We start from the raw sequence: 19907 nt of genomic DNA, 5'->3' as shown, positions 1-19907 counted from the left end.
TCGGGGCATGGGGCATCTGCGGGTCGCCGCGTCGCGAATCGGGGTAGCGCGATGGGACGAGCGCCGCCAAACTTGGGAAGTTCTCAACTCGACCCAAGGACGTACCCAGCGTGTCAAACCCGAACCCGAACCCGAACCCGAACCCGAACCCGAACCCGAACCCGAACCCGAACCCGAACCCCTCTCCCGAACCCCGATCCAGCTTCTGGCGACGCCTGCCCCGGTCGACCCGGACGGGCATCGTCCTCACCGCCGTGCTCGCACTCATCGCCCTCTTCTCTGGTGGCTTCTGGTCGATGACGCTGATGATCGCGCTCGTGGTCCTCGTCACAGCCGCCTACGGATGGACTACCCGCCGCCGCACCTGGCTTCGTCTCCCCGCCAAGCGGGCGACCGCCGCTGCCGCGTTCGGCATCGCGTTCGCGGTGCTCCTCGGCTCGTCGTCGGCGTACGGAGCCGCACATCCCGAGCAGCAACGGCCGGCGTCCCTGGCCGCCGCCGTGGCCTCCGCTGCTCCGTCGCGCGCGGCATCGCACACGGCGACTCCGACCGCGACCCCGACTCCGACGCCGGTGGTCACGACCGAACTCGTCACCGAGGACGCCGTGATCCCCTACGGCTCCACGACGGTCGACAGCGCGACCCTCGCGCAGGGGACCGACCGGGTCACCACTGCCGGAGTGAACGGTGTCACGACGACCACGTTCGAGGTCACCAAGGCGGACGGCGTCGAGACCGGCCGCCACCAGGTGAAGCAGGAAGTCACGACGCCGCCCACAGCGCAGGTGACGACGCACGGCACGTACGTGGCGCCCGCCCCTGCCCCTGCGCCCGTTGCACCGGCAGCACCTGCTCCGGTGCAGCAGGCCCCCGCTCCGGCGGTGCCGGCCAGCGGCCCGACCGCGCTCTGCAATGACGGATCGACCTCGTTCTCGGCGCACCGCCAGGGGACCTGCTCGCACCACGGCGGCGTAGCGGTCTGGTACTGACAGCATCGCTTGTCTGAGACGACGACTGCGCCTGCAGTCGTCGTCTCAGATGGCCATGCGGATCGTCAGCGTCCCGTGGCGTGGCCCTGCGCGCCGCGGGAATTGGCGGCGGCGCCGACGAGGCCGGTGGCGGGGTCCCGCGTCACGCAGGACAGGCGGCCGAGCGACCAGGCGCCGGCGCGGGTGACGACGTGCCCGAGCGCCTCGAGGCCGGCGATGACCTCGTCGCCGAGGCGGTCCTCGACCACCAGGCCGCCCGGGGTCCAGGTGCGGGGCCAGAACGAGCCCGGGAACGACGTCGTGTGCAGCGCGGGGGCGTCGATGGCCTGCTGCGGGGAGTACCCGCCGACGATGGTGCGGAGCAGGAACAGCAGCTGCCACTGGTCCTGCTGGTCGCCGCCGGGGGAGCCCAGAGCCAGGACGGGAGCGCCGTCACGGAGCACCAGGGTCGGCGTCAGGGTCGTCCGCGGACGCTGGCCGGGACGCAGCGTCGACGCGGTGCCCTCCTCGAGCCAGACCATCTGCAGGCGGGTGCCGAGGCAGAACCCGAGCTCGGGGATCGTCGGCGAGGACTGCAGCCAGCCGCCGGACGGGGTCGCGCTGACGATGTTGCCCCAGCGATCGACGACGTCGATGTGGACCGTGTCGCCCCGGGTCTCACCGGTCTCCATCACGATCGGTTCGCCGCGGTCCTCGGTCAGGGCGTCGTCCTCGGCCGGGGCCACGACAGCGTTCCCACGTGCGCCGGGGACGGTCGGCTCACCGACGCCGGCGACGGGTTCGCCGCTCGGCGTGTACGTCTCGCGGAGCGGCGGGAGCGCCCCGGCGGGGACGGACACCGACCCCGGACGGAGCTCGTGCGAGGCGCGCTCGCCGATGAGGGCACGGCGGTCGTCCGAGTACCCGTCCGAGAGCAGCTCGGCCATCGGGACGTCGCCGTCGCCGTAGTACGCCTCGCGGTCGGCGATGGCGAGCTTCTGCGCCTCGACGATCGTGTGCGCACCGGCGACGGTGGACGGGTCGAGCAGCGCGTCGTCGAGCGGGTCGAGCAGCCGCAGCGTCTGGAGCAGCGCCGGCCCCTGTCCCCACGGTCCGGTCTTCGCGATCGTGCAGCCGCGGAACTCGGCCGTCGTCGCCGGTTCGTACGAGGCCCGGAACGCGGCGAGGTCGCCGGCGCGGATGACCCCGGCGTGGTCGGTGCCCGAGGCGTGGCGGTGCGGGGTCCGCACGAAGCGGTCGATTGCTTCGGCCACGAACCCGGTCGCCCAGGCGTCCCGGGCGGCGTCGATGCGGCGGACGCGGCCGTCGTCGGCGGAGCCGGCGCCGTCGCTGCCCTGACCAGCGTCGTCGAGACCGGCGTCGTCGTGACCGGAGCCGGCGCCGATGAGGCGGTCGAGGACGGCGGCCCACGTCTCGTTGCGGACGACGTCCCCGGCGACCGGCACCGAGCCTCCCGGCATCCACCGGTCAGCTGAGGACGGCCAGTGGTCGCGGAACAGGCTCTGCACCGTCGCGATCGTCGCGGCCACGCGCGGCGCGATCGGGTGCCCGTCGCGGGCGTAGCCGACGGCCGGCGCGAGGACGTCGGCGAGTTCCCACGTGCCGTGGTCGCGGAGCAGCAGGAGCCAGGCGTCGACGGCGCCGGGCACGGCGGCGGCGAGGGCTCCGGCCCCGGGGACCAGGTCGAGGCCCTCCGCGCGGAAGTGCTCCGGGGTCGCGCCCGCGGGGGCCGGACCCTGACCGGACAGGACGACGGGCGTGGGGTCGTCGGCGGTCGCGAAGACGGCCGTCATGTCACCACCGGGGCCGTTCAGGTGCGGTTCGACGACGTGGAGGACGAACGCGCCGGCGACCGCGGCGTCGAAGGCGTTGCCGCCGCGCTCGAGGACGGACTGGGCGGTGGCGGTCGCGATCCAGTGCGTGGACGCGGCCATGCCGAACGTGCCCAGGAGGTCCGGCCGGGTGGTCTCGACGCTCGGTTCGACGAAGGCGGGGTTGATGCTCACGGTGTCACTTCCGGTCGGGTGCGACGACGCTCTCAGGAGCGGGCCTCACTGCATACAATCACGGGCGACGAGCAGCACGAACCCGCGGTCCGTCCCGGTCGCGTCCGTGCGGAGCCCGGTCGCCTGCACACGACGGTCGTCGCGTACAGCCCCCACGACTGGGGCTGTGTCCTGCATCGGCTCCGCGGCGAACATCGTTCGGCGGCTCGCACCAGGTGGGGCGCACGCGGCTCGTCAGGAGAGCCGCCGAACCAGGGGAACCATGCGCAGCAGCACGACCAGGACCAGGACCCGGCTCGCCGCGGTCATCACCGCCGTGGCGATCACCGTCGCCGGCAGCATCGCCCTCGCGGCCCCGGCCAGCGCGACCACGACGAACACGGCCGCGCCCGCCGGCACGACCATGCAGGTCAACGACGCGCTGACCTCGGCGAACGGGCAGTTCCGCCTCGTCATGCAGGGCGACGGCAACCTCGTCGAGTACGGCATCGGCAACGTCGTCCTCTGGGCGTCGAACACCGCGGGGAACTCCGGCGCGGTGGCGGTCGTCGGCACGGACGGCGTGCTCTCCGTCCAGCGTGCCGGCAAGGTCGTCGCCCGGTGGGGTGCCGGCGGCAAGGTCGGGCGGGACTTCGGCGTGCTGCCGGACGGCTCGCTGCGGATGCGCGACTCCGCCAAGAGGACGCTCTGGCAGGTGCAGACCTTCCAGGACCGCGTCTCCGCGGGCAACGTCATCCAGCCGGGCACCGTCCTCCGGTCCGACGCGAGCGCCAACCGCCGGTTCACGATGCAGGCCGACGGCAACCTGGTGCAGTACGTGAACGGCGCGGCGACCTGGGCGACGAACACCAGCGGGCACCCGGGCTCGTGGGCGGCGGTCCAGGCCGACGGCAACCTCGTGGTCTACGGCCCCGACAAGCGCGCACTCTGGTCCTCGCGCACCAGCAAGGCCGGCGCCGGGCAGCTCCTCGTGCAGCTCGACTCGAACGTCGTGCTCTACGGCAGCCAGAGCACCCGAGTCTGGTCCTCCCGACCGGTGACCGGACTGCTGTGGCCCGTCTCCTCCATCAAGATCTCGGGGCGCTACGGCGACGACCGCGGAGCCGGGCACACCCCGCGCTACCACCAGGGCACGGACGCTGCGGTCGGCACCGGCACGCCGGTCTACGCCTCGGGCAGCGGCACGGTCACCGAGACCGTCGCGAACAACGCCTCCTACGGCAACTACGTCGTCGTGAAGTACGGCCTGACCACCGTCCTGACGGCGCACCTCAGCGTCATCGAGGTCAAGAAGGGCCAGAACGTGTCGAAGTCGACCGAGATCGCGAAGTCGGGCAACACGGGGCAGTCCACCGGACCCCACGTGCACGTCGAGACCCGCGTGAACGGGACGCTCAAGGACCCGATGACGCTGCTGCACTTCCGCTGACGGTCGTACGCTGGAGCGGATGACCTCCCGCGCCACCGCCGAGGACGTCCTGGTCGCCTTCGCGCGGACCGAGGGGGACGTCGCCGCTGCGCGACGCGTCGCCCGGCGCTTCGCCGACCTGGACGAGGGCGAACGCTCGGCGCTGCTCTGGAGCGAGGACACGGGCGCGCGGCTGCTCGCGGTCGTGCTGCTCGTGCAGGCGATGCGGGAGCGGCCGGACCCGGAGCTGACGGACGAGTACCTGGCTGCGGCGCGGGCGGAACGGCTCGACCGGGCAGACCTGGTCGACATCGCGGCCGAGGAGCTCGTCGGTGCGCCGATGGTCGGCGGTTCGACGGGGCCGCTGTTCGCGCTCGTGAAGTCCGACGTGGCCTGGGTCCGGCGGATCGCGGTCGTGGCGACGCTGGCGTTCGTCAAGCAGGGCGACGCCGAGGTGCCGCTCGTCATCGCCGGGCGGGTCGTCCGGGAGCGCGGCGAGACCGTGCAGAGCGCCCTCGGCTGGGTGCTGCGCGAGGTCGGCAAGCGGGCGTCCGAGTCCGCGCTCGTGGCGTTCCTCGAGCAGCAGGGGCGCTTCCTGACGCGGGGTGCCCTCGAGACGGCGACCGAGCACCTGCCGCCGGCCGTGCGCGACCGGCTGCGCGAGGGCCGCGCGAGCTGAGACCGTCCGGCGGACCTACGAGGACTGACCCTCGGCCAGGATCGTCGTCAGCGTCACGACGAGGCCGTCGCGGACCTCGATGACGTCGACACCGCGCGCGACGGGGTCACCGACGGGACCGAACCCCCACGACAGTGCGCCGTGCGTGGCCGAGACGTAGCGGCGGCCCTCCTCCGCGAACTGGAACGCGCCGGGCGTCGGGTCGAGGAGCTCGGCGGCCTTGGCCTCGAGGGCGTCCCAGCCGGTGACGGTCCCCTCCGGGTCGGTGAAGAGGACGTCCGGCGCGTAGGTGCGCTCGATCGCAGCCCGGCGGGAGGCGGCGTCCCGGTTGCCGAAGACGTCGTGGAGGTTCGCGGTGAGGAGCTCAGCGGTGGTCGACATGCTCGGAGCCTAGGCGCAGCCGGTGTCGACGAGGAGGATGAGGGCATGCAGCACACCGACGTGCCCGACGTGCCCGACCGACCGACGATCGACGCCGCCCTGGTCGAGCGCCTCGTCGCGGAGCAGTTCCCCGCGTGGTCTGGGCTGCCCATCCACGAGGTCGACGTGCAGGGCTGGGACAACCGCACGTACCGGCTCGGCGACGACCTGAGCGTCCGGCTGCCGAGCGCCGCCGCCTACGTCCCAGCGGTGGAGAAGGAGCAGCGGGTGCTGCCGTACCTCGCGCCGCTGCTCGACGTCGCGGTGCCCGAGCCGGTCGCGCTCGGTGGTCCTGGCGCCGGCTACCCGTTCCCGTGGTCGGTCCGGCGGTGGCTCGCGGGGACCGTCGTTGCGCGCACGGACGTCGACCGGTCCGCGCTCGCGGCCGACGTCGGGCGGGCACTCCGCCAGCTCCGCTCGGTTCCGCCGGCGGACGGCCCGGCGCCGGGTCCGCATTCCTTCGACCGTGGCGCACACCCGTCCGTGTACGGGGACGAGGTCGAGCGCGCCCTCGCGGCCCTCGGCGACACGGTCGACCAGCGGGCGTGCCGCCAGGTCTGGGAAGCGGCGTGCGCGTCGACCTGGCCGGGACCCGGTGTCTGGTTCCACGGCGACGTCGCGGCGACGAACCTGCTGGTCGACGGCGGGGGCCGGCTGTCGGCACTCATCGACTTCGGCACGTGCGGCGTCGGCGACCCGGCGTGCGACCTGGTGCTGGCGTGGACGTTCCTCGACCACACCAGCCGCCGGGTGTTCCGTGACGCCGTCCGCCTCGACGCCGACACGTGGGCGCGTGGCCGCGGGTGGTCCCTCTGGAAGGCGCTGATCATGCTGGCCGGCAGCGCCGGCCCGGGGGACTCCGCGACGTGGCAGGCGGTGCTCGCCGCCACGCTCGCGGACCCGGTCGTCTGACGGACTGGAGGCTCGTGGCGGCGCCGCCACGAGCCTCCCGACCGCATCCGGGCTGGGAGCGCGCCACGGGAGGTGCGCGTACCCAGGAGGGGGACGTCAGCCGTGCCTCCCACTCGGCTCGACCCCCGCGACGAGAGGAGCGCTCATGCGCGCACTGACCTGGCAGGGCACCGAGAAGGTGTCCGTCGAGACCGTTCCCGACCCGACCATCCAGGAGCCGACCGACGCGATCGTGCGGATCACCTCCACGGCGATCTGCGGCTCCGACCTGCACCTGTACCGTGTGCTCGGCCCGTACATCGACAAGGGCGACGTCCTGGGCCACGAGCCGATGGGCATCGTCGAGGAGGTCGGCTCCGCCGTCACGAACCTCAAGGTCGGCGACCGCGTCGTCGTCCCCTTCAACATCTCCTGCGGGCACTGCTACATGTGCCAGCGCGGGCTGCAGTCCCAGTGCGAGACCACCCAGGTCACCGAGTACGGCAGCGGTGCGGCCCTGTTCGGCTACACGAAGATGTACGGCCAGGTCCCCGGTGGCCAGGCCGAGTACCTCCGCGTGCCGCACGCCGACTACGGCCCCATCGTGATCCCGGACGACGGCACCCCCGACGACCGCTGGCTCTTCATGAGCGACATCCTGCCGACCGCGTGGCAGGCCGTGCAGTACGCCGACGTCCCCGAGGGCGGCACGCTCGCGGTGCTCGGCCTCGGCCCGGTGGGGCAGTTCGCCGCCCGCATCGGCAAGCACCTCGGCTACCGCGTGCTCGCCGTCGAGCCGGAGCAGGTTCGTCGTGACCTCGCGGCGAAGTACGGCATCGAGACGTTCGACATGTCCAAGGACCTGGTCGCCGAGCTCGTCGACCTGACCGACGGCCGCGGCCCGGACGCCGTCGTCGACGGTGTGGGCATGGAGGCGCACGGCAACCCCGTCGCCGGGTTCGCCCAGCGCGCCGCGGGCCTGCTGCCCGACAAGCTCGCGCAGAAGGCCATCGAGACCGCCGGTGTCGACCGGCTCGACGCCGTGCACACCGCGATCGACCTGGTCCGCCGCGGCGGCACCGTCTCCCTGAGCGGCGTCTACGGCGGCATGGCCGACCCGATGCCGATGATGACGCTGTTCGACAAGCAGATCACCATCCGCGAGGGCCAGTGCAACGTGAAGCGCTGGATCGACGACATCATGCCGCTCGTCTCCGACCCGTCGGACCCGCTCGGCACGCTCGACCTGACGTCGCACCGCGTGTCGCTCGAGGACGCCCCGCACATGTACGAGGTCTTCCAGAAGAAGCAGGACAACTGCGTGAAGGTCGTCCTCGACCCCGCCATGGCCGCGGCGTGACCCGCGTCGTCGTCGTCGGCGCGACGGGCAACGTCGGGACCGCCGTGCTCCGTCGCCTGTCGGCGGAGTCGGACGTCCAGGTCGTCGGGGTCGCCCGACGCCTGCCCGACGTGCACACCGCGCCGTACGGCGACGCCGCCTGGCACGCCGTCGACGTCGGGGCTCCGGACGCGGTCGACCAGCTGGTCGCCGTGTTCCGGGGTGCCGACGCGGTGGTGAACCTGGCGTGGGCCCTGCAGCCGACGCACGACATCCCCGCGCAGCACCGCACCAACGTCGTGGGCACGGCGAACGTCCTCGAGGCCGTCGCCCGTGCCGAGGTGCCGCAGGTCGTCATCGCGTCATCTGTCGGTGCGTACCGCGGCGTCGACGTGGAGGGCAAGCGTCACCGTGTCGACGAGACCTTCCCGACCGACGGCATCCCCACCGCCACGTACGCCATCCACAAGGCGGAGAACGAGCGGGCGATGGACGCCTTCGCCCTCGCGCACCCCGAGGTGGTCCTCACCCGCCTGCGCCCCGGACTGATCTTCCAGCGGGCTGCTGCCGCCGAGATCCGCGGGCTGTTCCTCGGCCACCTGGTCCCGATGCGGGCCGTCCGGTGGATCCAGTGGGCCGTGCTGCCCCTGCCGTACCCGTTCGTGTTCCAGGCCGTGCACGCCGACGACGTCGCCGACGCCTACTGGCGCACGATCGACCGACGAGCCGGCGGCGCGTTCAACATCGCCGCCGAGCCGGTGCTCACGCCGCCCCGCATCGCGCGGGTCCTGCGCATGCGCGGTGCGGTCCGCATCCCGCTCGGCCTGCTCCGCGGGATCGTCACCCTGACCTGGCGCCTGCGGCTGCAGCCGACGGACGCCGGCTGGATCGACATCGCGGCGTCGGTGCCGGTCATGTCGACCGACCGTGCGCGCACGGAACTCGGGTGGGAGGCTCGCCACACCGCCACGGACGCGCTCCGTGACCTGGTGGCCGGCTTCGCGACCGAGACGAACGTCCCCGGGTCGGCTCCCCTCAGCGGGTAGCCGGGTCGCGCCCGCTGCGGCTGCGCCTGCCGCTGCGGCTGCGCCTGCCGCTGCGGCTGCGCCTGCCGCCGCGGCGGCGTCGTCGGTGCGGACCGGCAGACTGGGCACATGGCCCGATCCTCCGCGAAGTCCTCCGGCACCGACGCCCCGCGCATCACCCTGTCCGTTCCGTCCGACCTCACCGACTGGGTCGCAGGGCCGGGGGACGTGCTCACGGGCGACCGCATCGACGGCCGGCGGATCGCGTCGCTCGACCTGGCGGGGGAGCGGCTGCCGGACCTCGAGCTCGAGGAGTGCGTCGTCGAGGTGCTCCACGCCGACGCCGCCGACCTGCGGGGACTCCGCGTGCGCGACACCGTCATCGAGAGCCTCGACGCGCCGGTGCTCCGCGCGTCGAGCAGTTCGTGGCGCGAGGTCCGGGTCGCCGGCGGGCGCATCGGGTCCGCCGAGCTGTACGACTCGGGGCTGAACGGCGTCGAGTTCGTCGGCATGAAGCTCGGGTTCGTCAACCTCCGCGGTGCGACGGTGACCGACGTGGTGTTCCGCGACTGCGTCATCGACGAGCTCGACATCGCCGACGCCCGACTGCTGCGCGTGTCCTTCGAGGGCACTCGGATCCGCGCGGCCGAGGGCTCGAACACCCGCATCGAACACGTGGACCTGCGCGGCGCCGACCTCGATCGGGTCGAGCGGCTCGAGGGCTTCCGCGGTGCGACGATCGGCACGGACCAGCTCTACGCGCTCGCGCCGCTGCTGGCCGCGCAGGCCGGGTACCGCGTGGCCTGAGCTCGCACCGTGCGAGCCGCGCCGCCGACGCCCGGCGCCGCACCGTGCGAGCCGCTCCGGCCCGTGCGAGGTCGTACGCCCCGTGCGACCCCGTGAGGCCGCACGGAGTGGTCAACCTCGCACCACGCCGGGCCGCACCACGGCGCGTCTCACCGCGCGGTGTCGACCAGCGCCAGAGCGGCCGCCAGGTCCGCCTGCACGAGGTCCCCGTGCACGGCAGCACCCGCCATCGTCCCGGCAGCGGCCGACGCGATCACCGTGGCCATCGGCGACGCCACGTTGCCGGCGGCCCACACCCCGGGGACGTCGGTCGCCCCCGTCGGCCCGACCGTGAGGGCGCTGGCGATCCGGTGGTCGCCCATGAACTGGTCGACCGCGACGAGCCCGAGGCCCTCGAGCCCCTCGACCCGCGCCTCGGCCGTGCTCGCGGTGGCCAGGGCGTCGAGCTCCACCACGGAGCCGTCGTCGAGCTCGACCCCCGACAGACGACCGTCCGCGGCGAGCACCCGGGTCACGCGAGCATCCACGACCCTGATCCCCCGAGCAGCGAAACCGGCTCGGGCGGTGTCGTCAGCGAACGTGGGGTCGACGACGAACGCCGTCACGTCGTCGCTCAGCGCCCGGAACATCAGCGCGTGGTGAGCGCCGAACGGGGTCCCGACCAGGACGCCGATCCGCCGGTCGCGGATCTCCCACCCGTGGCAGAACGGGCAGTGCACCACCCCGCGGCCCCACTGCTCCGCGAGACCCGGCACGTCCGGCAGGACGTCCACGGCGCCGGAGGCGACGACCACGCGCCGGGCCGACACCTGCTCGCCGGAGTCGAGGGTGGCCGTGAAGCCGACCGGGTCGCCGTCAGCGACGGGTCCGGCGGTCGCGGCCACGAGCCTCCCGGCCGTGACGGTGACGCCGTACCGGGCGACCTCGTCGCGACCGGTGCGGAGCAGGTCGGCGGGCGAGGTGCCCTCCTGCCCGAGGTAGTTGTGGACGCCCTCGGCGCGGGCGTTGCGGGGTGCGCCGCCGTCGACGACGAGGACGGACCGGCGGGACCGGCCGAGGATGAGCGCTGCGGCGAGGCCGGCGGCTCCGCCGCCGATGACGAGGACGTCGTGGGTGTTGGACATGCGCACATGGTGCGGCTCCCGTCGCAACACTGGCAACCTTCGTTGCTGCTCTGGCAACATGGGGCCATGGGACACGACCAGGAGGCTCGGCGCACGCCGCGGACGACGGCGCAGGTCGTCGACGGCGTCGGCCCGCGCCTGCGCACGCTGCGGCAGCGCCAGGAGGTGACGTTGGCGGCGCTCGCGGAGCAGACGGGGATCTCCGTCAGCACGCTCTCGCGCCTCGAGTCCGGGCAGCGGAAGCCCACGCTGGAGCTCCTGCTGCCGCTCGCGCAGGCGTACCAGGTGCCGCTCGACGACCTGGTGGGGGCACCGCGGACCGGGGACCCTCGGGTGCACCTGAAGCCCGAGCAGCACGGCGACCGGGTGGTGGTGCCGCTGACCCGGCGGACCGGCGGCGTGCGCTCGTTCAAGCAGCTGTTCCCGCCGCGCTCGCCGGGCGGGGAGCCCTCCCTCCGGACGCACGAGGGCTACGAGTGGCTCTACGTCATGTCCGGGCGGTTGCGGCTGCTGCTCGGCGAGCACGACCTCGACCTCGGGCCGGGCGAGGTCGCCGAGTTCGACACCCACACGCCGCACTGGATCGGCAACGTGACGGACCAGGTGACCGAGGTGCTCTGCCTCTACGGACCGCAGGGGGAGCGGGCGCACGTGCGGTCCCGTCCGGCGTCCTGAGGGCGGGGCGCCGGCGGAGGGCGGCCGGCGGCCGGCGCTGGCCTCGCACGGTGCGCGCTGCCCCGGCCGGTGCGAGGTCGCACACCGGGTGCGGGCCTGTCACCCCGCACGGGGCGGTCAACCTCGCACCGCGCCGACCGCGCCGACCGCGCCGACCGCGCCGACCGCGCCGACCGAGCAGATCGCGGCCGCTCATCCGCTGGACGCGGTTTCGTGACCTTCCTGTGACCGTGAGCAGCAGCGGGCGACCACCTTGTGACGCACGCCGCTGGTGCAGTGCCCGCGGCGGACGACCGGAAGGCTCATCATGACCACGAACCCACCCGGGAACGACTCCGGGACCCCGATCCACGACCGCACGGCTGCCGCCGAGGGCCACGAGATCCACCCCGGAGTGACCGTGCCTACCTGGGCGGACACCACCCCGCTCGAGGACGGACGCGACGCCGACCTCCTCGGACTCGGCGACGACTCGACCTCCTCGGCGGTCCCCGCGAGCGAGCAGCTCCCCGCGACCCCGTCGGCCGCCGGCCTCAGCGGCGCCGGTGCCCCCGGCTCGGCGACCGGCTCGATCGCGGACCACGACCTCCTGCCCGGCTCGGGCAGCACCGCCGGCATCTCCGGCGGCCCGTCCTCCGGTGGCTCGTCCTCCGGCGGCTCCGACTCGGACGCCAAGGCCAAGGCCGACGCGGCCAAGGGTGCAGCACAGGACGTCGCTGGTGACGCCAAGGAGAAGGCCGCGAACGTCGCCGGCACCGCCAAGGAGCAGGCCGCCAACGTGGCCTCCGAGGCGACCGACCACGCCAAGCAGCTCTACGGCCAGGCGTCCGAGAACCTCAAGCAGCAGGCCGGCGAGCAGCAGCAGCGTGCCGCCAGCGGGCTGAAGAGCCTGGGCGAGCAGCTCGGCCGCATGGCGGACAACGACGAGGAGCAGGGTGTCGCCTCGCGCGTCGTCCGCGACCTGTCGGGCCGTGCGTCCTCGGCCGCCGGCTTCCTCGAGAACCGCGACCCGGGCTCCCTCCTCGACGAGGTCAAGTCCTTCGCCGCCAAGCGTCCCGGTGCGTTCATCGCGATGGCCGCCGGCGCGGGGATCCTCGCGGGCCGTCTGACCAAGGCGATCACCACCGAGGTCAAGCACGAGAAGGAAGCCGACGCCACGGGCACCGGCACGACCCACACGCCCGGCACCACGGGCACCGGCACGACCCACACGACGGGCACCGGCACCACCGGGACGGGGACCGGCGTATGAGCCATTCCGTCCCCGGCCCGTCCGGGATCGGCGAACCGACCCCCGAGGAACGCGCCGCGACCACACCGCTCGGTGAACTCCTCACCGACGTCTCCCGCGACATCTCCAGCCTGTTCCGGCAGGAGGTGGCGCTGGCGAAGGCCGAGCTCACCGAGTCCGCGAAGAAGGCGGGCAAGGGTGCCGGCATGTTCGGCGGCGCCGGCCTGACCGCGCTGTTCGCCCTGTTGTTCCTGTCGATCGCCGCCTGGTGGGGTCTCGGCTACCTCATCGGCAACGCGTGGTCGGCAGTCGTGATCGCGGTCATCTACGCGATCGTCGCCGGCATCCTCGCGCTGCAGGGACGCAAGCAGATGAAGCAGATCAAGGGCGCTCCCCAGACCGTGGAGACGGCCAAGGAGATCCCCGACGCACTGAAGCCCAACTCCGGGAGGAACGCATGAGCACGCCAGACGAGATCCGCGCAGAGATCGAGCAGACACGGGGGACCCTCGGGTCCGACGTCGACGCCCTCGCCGACAAGGTGAGTCCGTCATCGATCGCACACCGTCAGACCGAGAAGGTCAAGAGCCGCTTCCAGGGCGTCCGCGACTCCGTCATGGGCGCAGCCGACTCGGCTCGCTCCAGCGCCTCAGGCTCTGCCTCCGGTGCGACCGACCAGGCCAAGGACGCCGCACAGCGCGGTGTCGAGAAGGCCAAGGGCAACCCGCTCGCCGTGGGGCTCATCGCCTTCGGTGCCGGGTGGCTCGCGTCCTCGCTCATCCCGACCTCGGCGAAGGAGGAGGAGCTGGCCGGTGAACTCAAGGACCGCGCAGCGCCCCTCGTCGACCAGGTCAAGGAGACGGCGAAGGACGTCGGCTCGCAGCTCGGCGACTCCGCCAAGGAGCACGCGCAGGACCTGAAGGGCACCGCGCAGGACGCGGCCCAGACGGTGAAGGACGAGGCGCAGGGCGCCGCGTCCGACGTCAAGGACAACGCGCAGTCGTCCGCACAGGACGTGCGCGGGGCCTGAGACCCAGCCACACGACGGACGGGAGGCACGGTGCCAGCTGGCACCGTGCCTCCCGTCCGTCGTTCGGTCGTTGCTGTCGCGTCGCGTCATGTGGCTCGCTGGGTCGGTGATGAGGCCGCCGGGAGTTCGCTGGGCGGATGACCGACGCTCCCTCGACCGCAGTCCTGTTCGACATCGACGGCACGCTCGTCGACTCCAACTACGCGCACGTGGACGCCTGGTGGCGGGCCTTCCGGGTGACCGGACAGTCGGTCGACGCCTGGCGCATCCACCGGCTGATCGGGATGGACGGCTCCCGCCTGCTCGACGAGCTCGTGCCGGACATGTCGGACGAGGACCGCGACACCGCGAAGCAGTACCAGGCGGCCTACTTCGCCGAGCACATGCCGCGCCTGCGCCTGCTGCCGGGAGCGCGTGAGCTGCTCGAGGCCGTCGCCGCACGCGGCCACGCGGTCGTGCTCGCGACGAGCGCCCCGGAGAACGAACTCGTCCGGTTGCGCGAACTGCTCGACGCCGAGCAATGGATCAGCGTCGTGACGAGCGGCGAGGACGTCGAGGAAGCGAAGCCCGCGCCGGACATCGTGCAGATCGCCCTCGACCGCGCCGGTGTCGACCCGTCGAACGCCGTCATGATCGGCGACGCGATGTGGGACGTGGAGACCTCGGCGAAGGTGGGGGTGACGTGCATCTCGGTGATGACGGGCGGGGTCGGGGGCGACGAACTGCGGAACGCCGGCGCCGCTGCCGTGTACGACGACGCGGCCGCGGTGCTCGCCGACATCGAGGACGGGCCGATCGGCGCGCTCGGGCGGTGACGTTCCTGTCGTCCGGGCGGCGTCGGCCGGTGTCGTACCCGCGTGGAAAGATGGTCGATCGTGATCACGATCGAACGCGTCCTCTGGGACGACCCCCGCGCCGTCGTCCTCCGTGCCCGCATGGACGAGGAGATGCACGAGCGGTACGGCTCGGCGAACGCGGACGAGGACCCCGCCGTCACGGCGGAGCGTGACCGTGTCCTCGCGGTGGACCCGTCGACGGTGATCAGCTCGGTGCTCGCGATCGACGAGTCCGGAGCGGCCGTCGGGCACATCGCGATCCGTCGACTCGGCGACGAGGTCGAGCTGAAGCGCCTCATCGTGCTGTCGTCGGCGCGTGGCCAGGGTGCGGCGACGAAGCTCCTCGACGAGTGCGAGCAGATCGGCCGCGAGCAGGGGGCCGAGCGGCTGGTCCTGCAGACGGGCGACCGGCAGCCGGACGCCGTCGCCCTGTACGAGAAGACCGGGTGGCGTGCGATCCCCGTGTACGAGCCCTACCTAGCGACGATGCCCTGGTCGTTCTGCTTCGACAAGGCGCTGTAGGGCGGTCGCTGAGGTTCTGCTTCCTGGGCGTTCACCAGGTGTGAATTGCACTCTGGCGCGCTGAGTGCAATTCTTGTGCGGTGAACACCGCTGAGCGCACCCGCGTGCTCCGTCGACGCATGGTCGGCGAGGCCCGTCGGGTGACCGTCGAGCACGGGCTCACGGGGTTCACGATCGAGCAGCTGTGCGAGTCCGTCGGGGTGTCCCGCCGGACGTTCTTCAACCACTTCGCGACGAAAGAGGACGTCGTCCTCGGCATCGAGCTGCACGCCGACGTCGAGACCCTGACGGCCTACGCCAAGGGGCAGCTGGTGCCGGTCTCGCTCGACCCGCTCTCCTCGATCGTCGCGCTGGCGATCGAGCAGCTGCGGATCGTCGGCCTGAACCGCGCCGACGAGGTCCTCGTGCGGAAGGTCTTCGAGCGCGAGCCGGCCCTGGTCGCACGGTTCCTGTCGGCCACGGACGTCCAGCTCGCCAAGGTGACCGCCGCCGTGCGGGAGCGCTTCGGCTGGACCGTGCCCGACGACCCCCGCGCCCGGCTCGTCACCGAGTCGGCGGCCGGCCTGCTCCGGGTGACCGCCGAGCACTACTTCGACGACGACTTCGACGAGTCCACCGGGCCGACCTTCGACGCGCTGCTCACCACCAACCTCCGTCTCATGCGAGCGGCCATCACCACCGGACCGACCGTGTCCGTCGACCAGGAAGACACCCCATGAGCGCCACCGCCTCGCGCACGAAACGCACCCGTCCCGGCAGTGGGCCGGCCGACGGGCCGCTGCTGCTCACCCAGCGCCGGATCTGGATCATCTTCTCGGCGCTCATCGCCGGCATGCTGCTCTCGAGCCTCGACCAGACGATCGTGTCCACCGCGATGCCGACGATCGTGGGCGACCTCGGTGGCGTGGCGCACCAGGCCTGGATCACGACCGGGTACCTGCTCGCCTCCACCATCGTGATGCCGATCTACGGCAAGTTCGGTGACCTCATCGGTCGTCGCAACCTGTTCCTCGTCGCGATCGCCCTGTTCACGCTGGCGTCCCTCGGGTGCGCGATGTCGACCGGCTTCTGGCAGTTCGTGGTGTTCCGCGCGCTGCAGGGCCTCGGCGGCGGCGGGCTGATGATCCTGTCGCAGGCGATCATCGCGGACATCGTCCCCGCCTCGCAGCGCGGCAAGTACCTCGGCCCGCTCGGTGCGATCTTCGGGCTCTCGGCCGTCGGCGGTCCGCTGCTCGGCGGGTTCTTCGTCGACCACATGACCTGGCACTGGGCGTTCTGGATCAACATCCCGGTCGGGATCGCGGCGTTCGCCGTCGCGTGGTTCGCCCTGACGCTGCCGAGCAAGAAGGCCACGAAGCGGATCGACGTCCTCGGGGTGGCGCTGCTGTCGGCCACCACGGCGTGCCTGGTCTTCTTCACCGAGTTCGGCGGCAACCGTCAGCACGGCTGGGGTGCACCGGAGACCTGGGCCTGGGGCGCGGGCTTCCTCGTCGCCGCGGCGCTCTTCGTGTACGTCGAGTCGCGGGCGCAGGACCCGATCATCCCGCTCTCGTTCTTCCGCAACCGCACCTTCGTCACCGCGACGGCGATCGGCTTCGTGCTCGGCCTCGGCATGTTCGCCGCGATCGGCTTCGTCCCGACGTTCCTGCAGATGGCGTCCGGCACCTCTGCGGCGGTCTCCGGCCTGCTGATGCTGCCGATGATGGTCGGCCTGATCGGCACGTCCATCGTCTCCGGCACGCTCATCACCAAGACCGGCCGGTACCGCGCGTTCCCGATCATCGGCACGATCGTGGTCGGCATCGCGATGCTCGGCATGACGACCCTCGCCGCGAGCACCCCGATCTGGCTGATCTGCGTGTACCTGTTCGTGTTCGGCGCCGGGCTCGGTCTCATCATGCAGGTCGTGGTCCTCGTCGCGCAGAACGCCGTCCCGCCGGAGCAGGTCGGCACCGCCACCTCGACGAACAACTACTTCCGCGAGGTCGGCGCCTCCCTCGGCGTGGCCGTGTTCGGGGCGCTCTTCACCTCGCGCCTGACCGACGCGCTCACCGACGTCTTCCGCGGCGCCGGCGGCAGTGCGTCCCAGGCGGCCTCCGCGAGCGCGAGCATCGACCCGACCCAGCTCGCGAAGCTGCCCCAGGCCGTGCAGGACGGCATCGTGAACGCCTACGCCGACTCGCTGTCGCCGGTGTTCTGGTACCTGCTGCCCTTCATCGCCATCGCGTTCCTGCTCGCGCTGTTCATCCCGCAGATGCAGCTCGCGGACGTGGCCGGCATGGTCGCCCGCGGTGAGGCCGTCGGTGGCACCGAGGCTGACGAGCTCGAGCGCTCCCGCCGCGCCGGTGTGGAGTCGGCGCCTGCCGAGGCCGCGGACTCGCGGCGCGACGCGTAGTCGCGAGCACGCTCGGACGGGAGGCCCGGTGCCAGCTGGCACCGGGCCTCCCGTCCGTCGTCGGTGCGGGTGCGCGCTGCGCTCCCCGCGCCCACTCGCCGCTCCCGACTCGGAACGACAACCTCGACGTCGTACGACAGCGATGTTGTCGTTCGACGTCGGGGCGTGGCCTGACTCTGCGGGTGCGCGACAATGTCGACGTCGTGCGACAGCGATGATGTCGCCCAGGGCGGCGCCGCACGGGGGAGTCAGGCGTCGGGTGGGTCAGGCGCGGGTGCTCGCGCGAGGGACCAGCCGCGTGGGGAGGGCCGGGTCGGGCGCCTCGGTGCCGTCGAGCATCGCGAGGAGTCGGAGCGCCGCGGCCCGGCCGAGCTCGGCTCCCGGGAGTGCGACGCTCGTCAGGGCCGGCGCGGTGACGGACGACGACGGCAGGTCGTCGAACCCGGCGACCGCGAGGGTCCTCGGCACGGCGAAGCCCCGCTCGGCCGCCACACGGAGCACCCCGTACGCCAGGGTGTCGGCAGCGCCCACGACCGCGGTGACGCCCTCGGCGAGCCAGGTGTCGACGACCGACTCCACGGCGGACGCGGCGGCGTCGATCGTCAGGTCAGCCCGTGCCACGACGGACGACACGGTGATGTCCGCAGCAGCGCAGGCCTCGTCGAACAGGGCGCGGCGCACGGCGAAGGTCGTCGCGCGCGAGGTCCCGTCGAGGTACCCGACACGGCGGTGTCCGGCGGCGGCGAGGTGCGCGACGAGGGCGTCGACGCCGGAGGACAGGTCGTAGTTGACGGCGCCGGTGCCTCCCGGAGCGTCGAGCAGCACCACGGGGACGCCGGCAGACATGGACTCGCCGTCGGCCGGTGCGTCCACCAGGATCCCCGCGGGTCGGAGTCGTTCGAACCGGCGCACGTCCGCGTCGACGGGCTGTTCTCCGCGCTCGGTGACCGACAGCACGAGCTGGAAGCGGTCGCCGACGGTGTCCCGGACGCCGCGGATGACCTCGGCGAAGAACGGGTTCGACAGGTCGGGCGCGATGAGCACCACGAGGTCGCCGCTGCCCCGCGCGAGGGAGCTCGCGGCGTGGTCCACGACGTACCCGAGCTCATCGACCGCGTCACGGACCCGGGTGGCGATCGGCACGGAGACACGGCCGCGGTCCTTGCCGTTGACCACGAGGGAGACCGTCGCGATGCTCGTGCCGGCGCGCTCCGCGACCATCGCCGCGGTCACGCGTCCGGACGCAGCGGAGCGACTTCGCGGGGACGGGGGCACGGCGTCGATGCTACCGAGCGAGACGGCCGACACCGGCTCGGCGTCCCGGTTCGACTTGACGTCAAGCGCTTGATGCGGTGTGATGTCAAACGCTTGACGCGGCGTGCATGGCGCGTCAGGCCACCGACCACCACCCGGGCGGAACGCCCGGATCCCCGACGAAGTGGAGCACCACCGTGACCGACGCCCCCCGCCAGCCCGAGAAGATCATCCTCGACTGCGACCCCGGCCACGACGACGCCGTCGCGATGCTGCTCGCCCACGGCAACCCGGACATCGAGCTCCTCGCCGTCACCACCGTCGTCGGCAACCAGACGCTGCCGAAGGTCACGCGGAACGCCCTCGCCGTCGCCCGCATCGCCGGCATCGCCGGCGTGCCGTTCGCCGCCGGTGCCGCACGTCCGATCCTCCGTCCGATCGAGGTCGCCCCGGCGATCCACGGCGAGAGCGGCCTCGACGGACCCGTCCTGCCCGAGCCGTCGTTCGAACTCGACGAGCGGCACGCGGTCGACCTGATCATCGACACCGTGATGGCGCACGAGCCCGGCACGGTCACCCTCGTGCCGACCGGCGGCCTGACGAACATCGCACTCGCAGCGCGCAAGGAGCCCCGCATCGTCGACCGCGTCAAGCAGGTCGTCCTGATGGGCGGCGGCGTGCACGTGGGCAACTGGAGCCCGGTCGCCGAGTTCAACATCGTCATCGACCCCGAGGCCGCGTCGATCGTCTTCGACGCCGGCTGGGACGTCGTCATGGTCGGGCTCGACCTGACGCACCAGGCCCTCGCCACCCCCGAGGTCGCCGCCCGGATCGCCGCCGTCGGCACCGGCCCGGCCGCCTTCGTGGGGGAGCTCCTCGACTTCTTCGGCCAGACCTACCGGGACGCGCAGGGCTTCGACGCCCCGCCCGTCCACGACCCCTGCGCCGTCGCGTACGTGATCGACCCGACGATCGTCCGCGCGGTGAAGGTCCCGATCCGCATCGAGACCCAGGGCACGCTGACCCTCGGCATGACCGTCGCCGACTTCCGCGCACCCGCACCGGAGGACTGCCGCACGAGCGCCGCGCTGGAGCTCGACCACGCCCGGTTCTGGGACCTCGTCGTCGACGCTCTCGAGCGCATCGGGGAGACGCCCGACACCGGCTGGACGCCCCGCGCCGCCGCCGACGCCGTCGAGGCCGGCCTGACCACGCAGCCGAGCACCACCCAGCCGAGCACGAACCAGCCGACCATCACCACCACGGAGATCTGACC

The 19907-nt window shown here is 72.7% G+C and carries 20 protein-coding genes; 16 read left to right on the top strand and 4 right to left on the bottom strand.

The features are described 5' to 3' along the window. The first annotated feature begins 110 nt into the window (after positions 1 to 110). Positions 111 to 989 (top strand): G5 domain-containing protein, encoded by an 879-nt coding sequence (locus OXR63_RS10215; protein ID WP_267422588.1) that lies wholly within the window; start codon positions 111 to 113, stop codon positions 987 to 989. A 65-nt stretch (positions 990 to 1054) separates the two neighbouring features. On the opposite strand, the gene OXR63_RS10210 is transcribed toward OXR63_RS10215, so the two are convergent. Further along, positions 1055 to 2923 (bottom strand): gamma-glutamyltransferase family protein, encoded by a 1869-nt coding sequence (locus OXR63_RS10210; RefSeq protein ID WP_267422682.1) that lies wholly within the window; start codon positions 2921 to 2923, stop codon positions 1055 to 1057. A 334-nt stretch (positions 2924 to 3257) separates the two neighbouring features. Here OXR63_RS10210 and OXR63_RS10205 point away from each other — a divergent pair, with 334 nt between their 5' ends. Next, entirely contained in the window at positions 3258 to 4424 is a 1167-nt protein-coding gene (locus OXR63_RS10205; RefSeq protein WP_267422585.1) for a peptidoglycan DD-metalloendopeptidase family protein, read from the top strand. A 19-nt stretch (positions 4425 to 4443) separates the two neighbouring features. Continuing rightward, on the top strand, positions 4444 to 5082 hold the full coding sequence (locus OXR63_RS10200; protein ID WP_267422583.1) for a DNA alkylation repair protein: 639 nt from the start codon (positions 4444 to 4446) through the stop codon (positions 5080 to 5082). A 15-nt stretch (positions 5083 to 5097) separates the two neighbouring features. Here the strand turns inward: OXR63_RS10200 and OXR63_RS10195 are convergent, their stop codons facing one another. Next, on the bottom strand, positions 5098 to 5463 hold the full coding sequence (locus tag OXR63_RS10195; protein WP_267422581.1) for a nuclear transport factor 2 family protein: 366 nt from the start codon (positions 5461 to 5463) through the stop codon (positions 5098 to 5100). Between the two features lie 45 nt (positions 5464 to 5508). On the opposite strand from OXR63_RS10195, the gene OXR63_RS10190 reads away from it, so the two are divergent. From OXR63_RS10190 to OXR63_RS10175, 4 genes are all read left to right on the top strand, one after another. Further along, positions 5509 to 6414 carry an aminoglycoside phosphotransferase family protein gene (locus OXR63_RS10190; protein ID WP_267422579.1) on the top strand — a complete coding sequence of 302 codons (906 nt, stop codon included), beginning with the start codon at positions 5509 to 5511 and terminating at the stop codon, positions 6412 to 6414. 145 nt (positions 6415 to 6559) lie between these two features. Further along, the gene (locus OXR63_RS10185) at positions 6560 to 7753 is read left to right on the top strand and encodes a zinc-dependent alcohol dehydrogenase (protein WP_267422577.1); all 1194 of its coding nucleotides are present in this window, start codon (positions 6560 to 6562) and stop codon (positions 7751 to 7753) included. Beyond that, the gene (locus OXR63_RS10180; protein WP_267422575.1) at positions 7750 to 8778 is read left to right on the top strand and encodes an NAD-dependent epimerase/dehydratase family protein; all 1029 of its coding nucleotides are present in this window, start codon (positions 7750 to 7752) and stop codon (positions 8776 to 8778) included. Before OXR63_RS10185 ends, OXR63_RS10180 begins: the two co-directional genes overlap by 4 nt. Positions 8779 to 8886: 108 nt before the next feature. Beyond that, positions 8887 to 9564, top strand: coding sequence for a pentapeptide repeat-containing protein (locus OXR63_RS10175; RefSeq protein ID WP_267422573.1), 678 nt, complete (start codon positions 8887 to 8889; stop codon positions 9562 to 9564). A gap of 149 nt (positions 9565 to 9713) precedes the next feature. Here the strand turns inward: OXR63_RS10175 and OXR63_RS10170 are convergent, their stop codons facing one another. Then, positions 9714 to 10688 carry an NAD(P)/FAD-dependent oxidoreductase gene (locus tag OXR63_RS10170; RefSeq protein ID WP_267422571.1) on the bottom strand — a complete coding sequence of 325 codons (975 nt, stop codon included), beginning with the start codon at positions 10686 to 10688 and terminating at the stop codon, positions 9714 to 9716. A 66-nt stretch (positions 10689 to 10754) separates the two neighbouring features. Here OXR63_RS10170 and OXR63_RS10165 point away from each other — a divergent pair, with 66 nt between their 5' ends. From OXR63_RS10165 to OXR63_RS10130, 8 genes are all read left to right on the top strand, one after another. Beyond that, positions 10755 to 11363, top strand: a complete 609-nt coding sequence (locus tag OXR63_RS10165; RefSeq protein ID WP_267422569.1) for a helix-turn-helix domain-containing protein — start codon at positions 10755 to 10757, stop codon at positions 11361 to 11363. Between the two features lie 307 nt (positions 11364 to 11670). Further along, entirely contained in the window at positions 11671 to 12615 is a 945-nt protein-coding gene (locus OXR63_RS10160) for a hypothetical protein (protein WP_267422565.1), read from the top strand. Further along, positions 12612 to 13055: a phage holin family protein gene (locus OXR63_RS10155; RefSeq protein ID WP_267422563.1), complete on the top strand. Its 444-nt coding sequence runs from the start codon at positions 12612 to 12614 to the stop codon at positions 13053 to 13055. The genes OXR63_RS10160 and OXR63_RS10155 overlap by 4 nt, the downstream gene beginning before the upstream one ends. Next, positions 13052 to 13624, top strand: a complete 573-nt coding sequence (locus tag OXR63_RS10150) for a DUF3618 domain-containing protein (protein ID WP_267422560.1) — start codon at positions 13052 to 13054, stop codon at positions 13622 to 13624. Before OXR63_RS10155 ends, OXR63_RS10150 begins: the two co-directional genes overlap by 4 nt. 137 nt (positions 13625 to 13761) lie before the next feature. After that, entirely contained in the window at positions 13762 to 14439 is a 678-nt protein-coding gene (locus tag OXR63_RS10145) for an HAD family hydrolase (protein ID WP_267422558.1), read from the top strand. Between the two features lie 60 nt (positions 14440 to 14499). Further along, positions 14500 to 14982: a GNAT family N-acetyltransferase gene (locus OXR63_RS10140; protein WP_267422556.1), complete on the top strand. Its 483-nt coding sequence runs from the start codon at positions 14500 to 14502 to the stop codon at positions 14980 to 14982. Between the two features lie 80 nt (positions 14983 to 15062). Then, positions 15063 to 15701 carry a TetR/AcrR family transcriptional regulator gene (locus tag OXR63_RS10135; protein WP_267422554.1) on the top strand — a complete coding sequence of 213 codons (639 nt, stop codon included), beginning with the start codon at positions 15063 to 15065 and terminating at the stop codon, positions 15699 to 15701. Beyond that, on the top strand, positions 15698 to 17377 hold the full coding sequence (locus tag OXR63_RS10130) for an MDR family MFS transporter (RefSeq protein ID WP_267422552.1): 1680 nt from the start codon (positions 15698 to 15700) through the stop codon (positions 17375 to 17377). Before OXR63_RS10135 ends, OXR63_RS10130 begins: the two co-directional genes overlap by 4 nt. Positions 17378 to 17641: 264 nt before the next feature. Here OXR63_RS10130 and OXR63_RS10125 read toward each other — a convergent pair whose 3' ends face one another. Continuing rightward, complete coding sequence (locus tag OXR63_RS10125) at positions 17642 to 18652, bottom strand: LacI family DNA-binding transcriptional regulator (RefSeq protein WP_267422550.1); 1011 nt, start codon at positions 18650 to 18652, stop codon at positions 17642 to 17644. A 248-nt stretch (positions 18653 to 18900) separates the two neighbouring features. Between OXR63_RS10125 and uriH the strand changes: the two genes are divergently transcribed. Beyond that, entirely contained in the window at positions 18901 to 19905 is a 1005-nt protein-coding gene (gene uriH, locus OXR63_RS10120) for a uridine-preferring nucleoside hydrolase UriH (RefSeq protein ID WP_374116110.1), read from the top strand. The last annotated feature ends 2 nt before the right edge of the window (positions 19906 to 19907 follow it).

The organism is Curtobacterium sp. GC_Cur_3 (assembly GCF_026544205.1).
Taxonomy (GTDB): domain Bacteria; phylum Actinomycetota; class Actinomycetes; order Actinomycetales; family Microbacteriaceae; genus Curtobacterium.
This window is presented reverse-complemented; position numbering and strand designations above follow the sequence as displayed.

What these genes read in the sequence shown, in the direction of transcription:
- OXR63_RS10210 (WP_267422682.1), bottom strand. Translation starts at nt 2,923, where the DNA reads ATGGCCGCGTCCACGCACTGGATCGCGACCGCCACCGCCCAGTCCGTC.
- OXR63_RS10205 (WP_267422585.1), top strand. Translation starts at nt 3,258, where the DNA reads ATGCGCAGCAGCACGACCAGGACCAGGACCCGGCTCGCCGCGGTCATC.
- OXR63_RS10200 (WP_267422583.1), top strand. Translation starts at nt 4,444, where the DNA reads ATGACCTCCCGCGCCACCGCCGAGGACGTCCTGGTCGCCTTCGCGCGG.
- OXR63_RS10195 (WP_267422581.1), bottom strand. Translation starts at nt 5,463, where the DNA reads ATGTCGACCACCGCTGAGCTCCTCACCGCGAACCTCCACGACGTCTTC.
- OXR63_RS10190 (WP_267422579.1), top strand. Translation starts at nt 5,509, where the DNA reads ATGCAGCACACCGACGTGCCCGACGTGCCCGACCGACCGACGATCGAC.
- OXR63_RS10185 (WP_267422577.1), top strand. Translation starts at nt 6,560, where the DNA reads ATGCGCGCACTGACCTGGCAGGGCACCGAGAAGGTGTCCGTCGAGACC.
- OXR63_RS10175 (WP_267422573.1), top strand. Translation starts at nt 8,887, where the DNA reads ATGGCCCGATCCTCCGCGAAGTCCTCCGGCACCGACGCCCCGCGCATC.
- OXR63_RS10170 (WP_267422571.1), bottom strand. Translation starts at nt 10,688, where the DNA reads ATGTCCAACACCCACGACGTCCTCGTCATCGGCGGCGGAGCCGCCGGC.
- OXR63_RS10165 (WP_267422569.1), top strand. Translation starts at nt 10,755, where the DNA reads ATGGGACACGACCAGGAGGCTCGGCGCACGCCGCGGACGACGGCGCAG.
- OXR63_RS10160 (WP_267422565.1), top strand. Translation starts at nt 11,671, where the DNA reads ATGACCACGAACCCACCCGGGAACGACTCCGGGACCCCGATCCACGAC.
- OXR63_RS10155 (WP_267422563.1), top strand. Translation starts at nt 12,612, where the DNA reads ATGAGCCATTCCGTCCCCGGCCCGTCCGGGATCGGCGAACCGACCCCC.
- OXR63_RS10150 (WP_267422560.1), top strand. Translation starts at nt 13,052, where the DNA reads ATGAGCACGCCAGACGAGATCCGCGCAGAGATCGAGCAGACACGGGGG.
- OXR63_RS10145 (WP_267422558.1), top strand. Translation starts at nt 13,762, where the DNA reads ATGACCGACGCTCCCTCGACCGCAGTCCTGTTCGACATCGACGGCACG.
- OXR63_RS10130 (WP_267422552.1), top strand. Translation starts at nt 15,698, where the DNA reads ATGAGCGCCACCGCCTCGCGCACGAAACGCACCCGTCCCGGCAGTGGG.
- uriH (WP_374116110.1), top strand. Translation starts at nt 18,901, where the DNA reads ATGCTGCTCGCCCACGGCAACCCGGACATCGAGCTCCTCGCCGTCACC.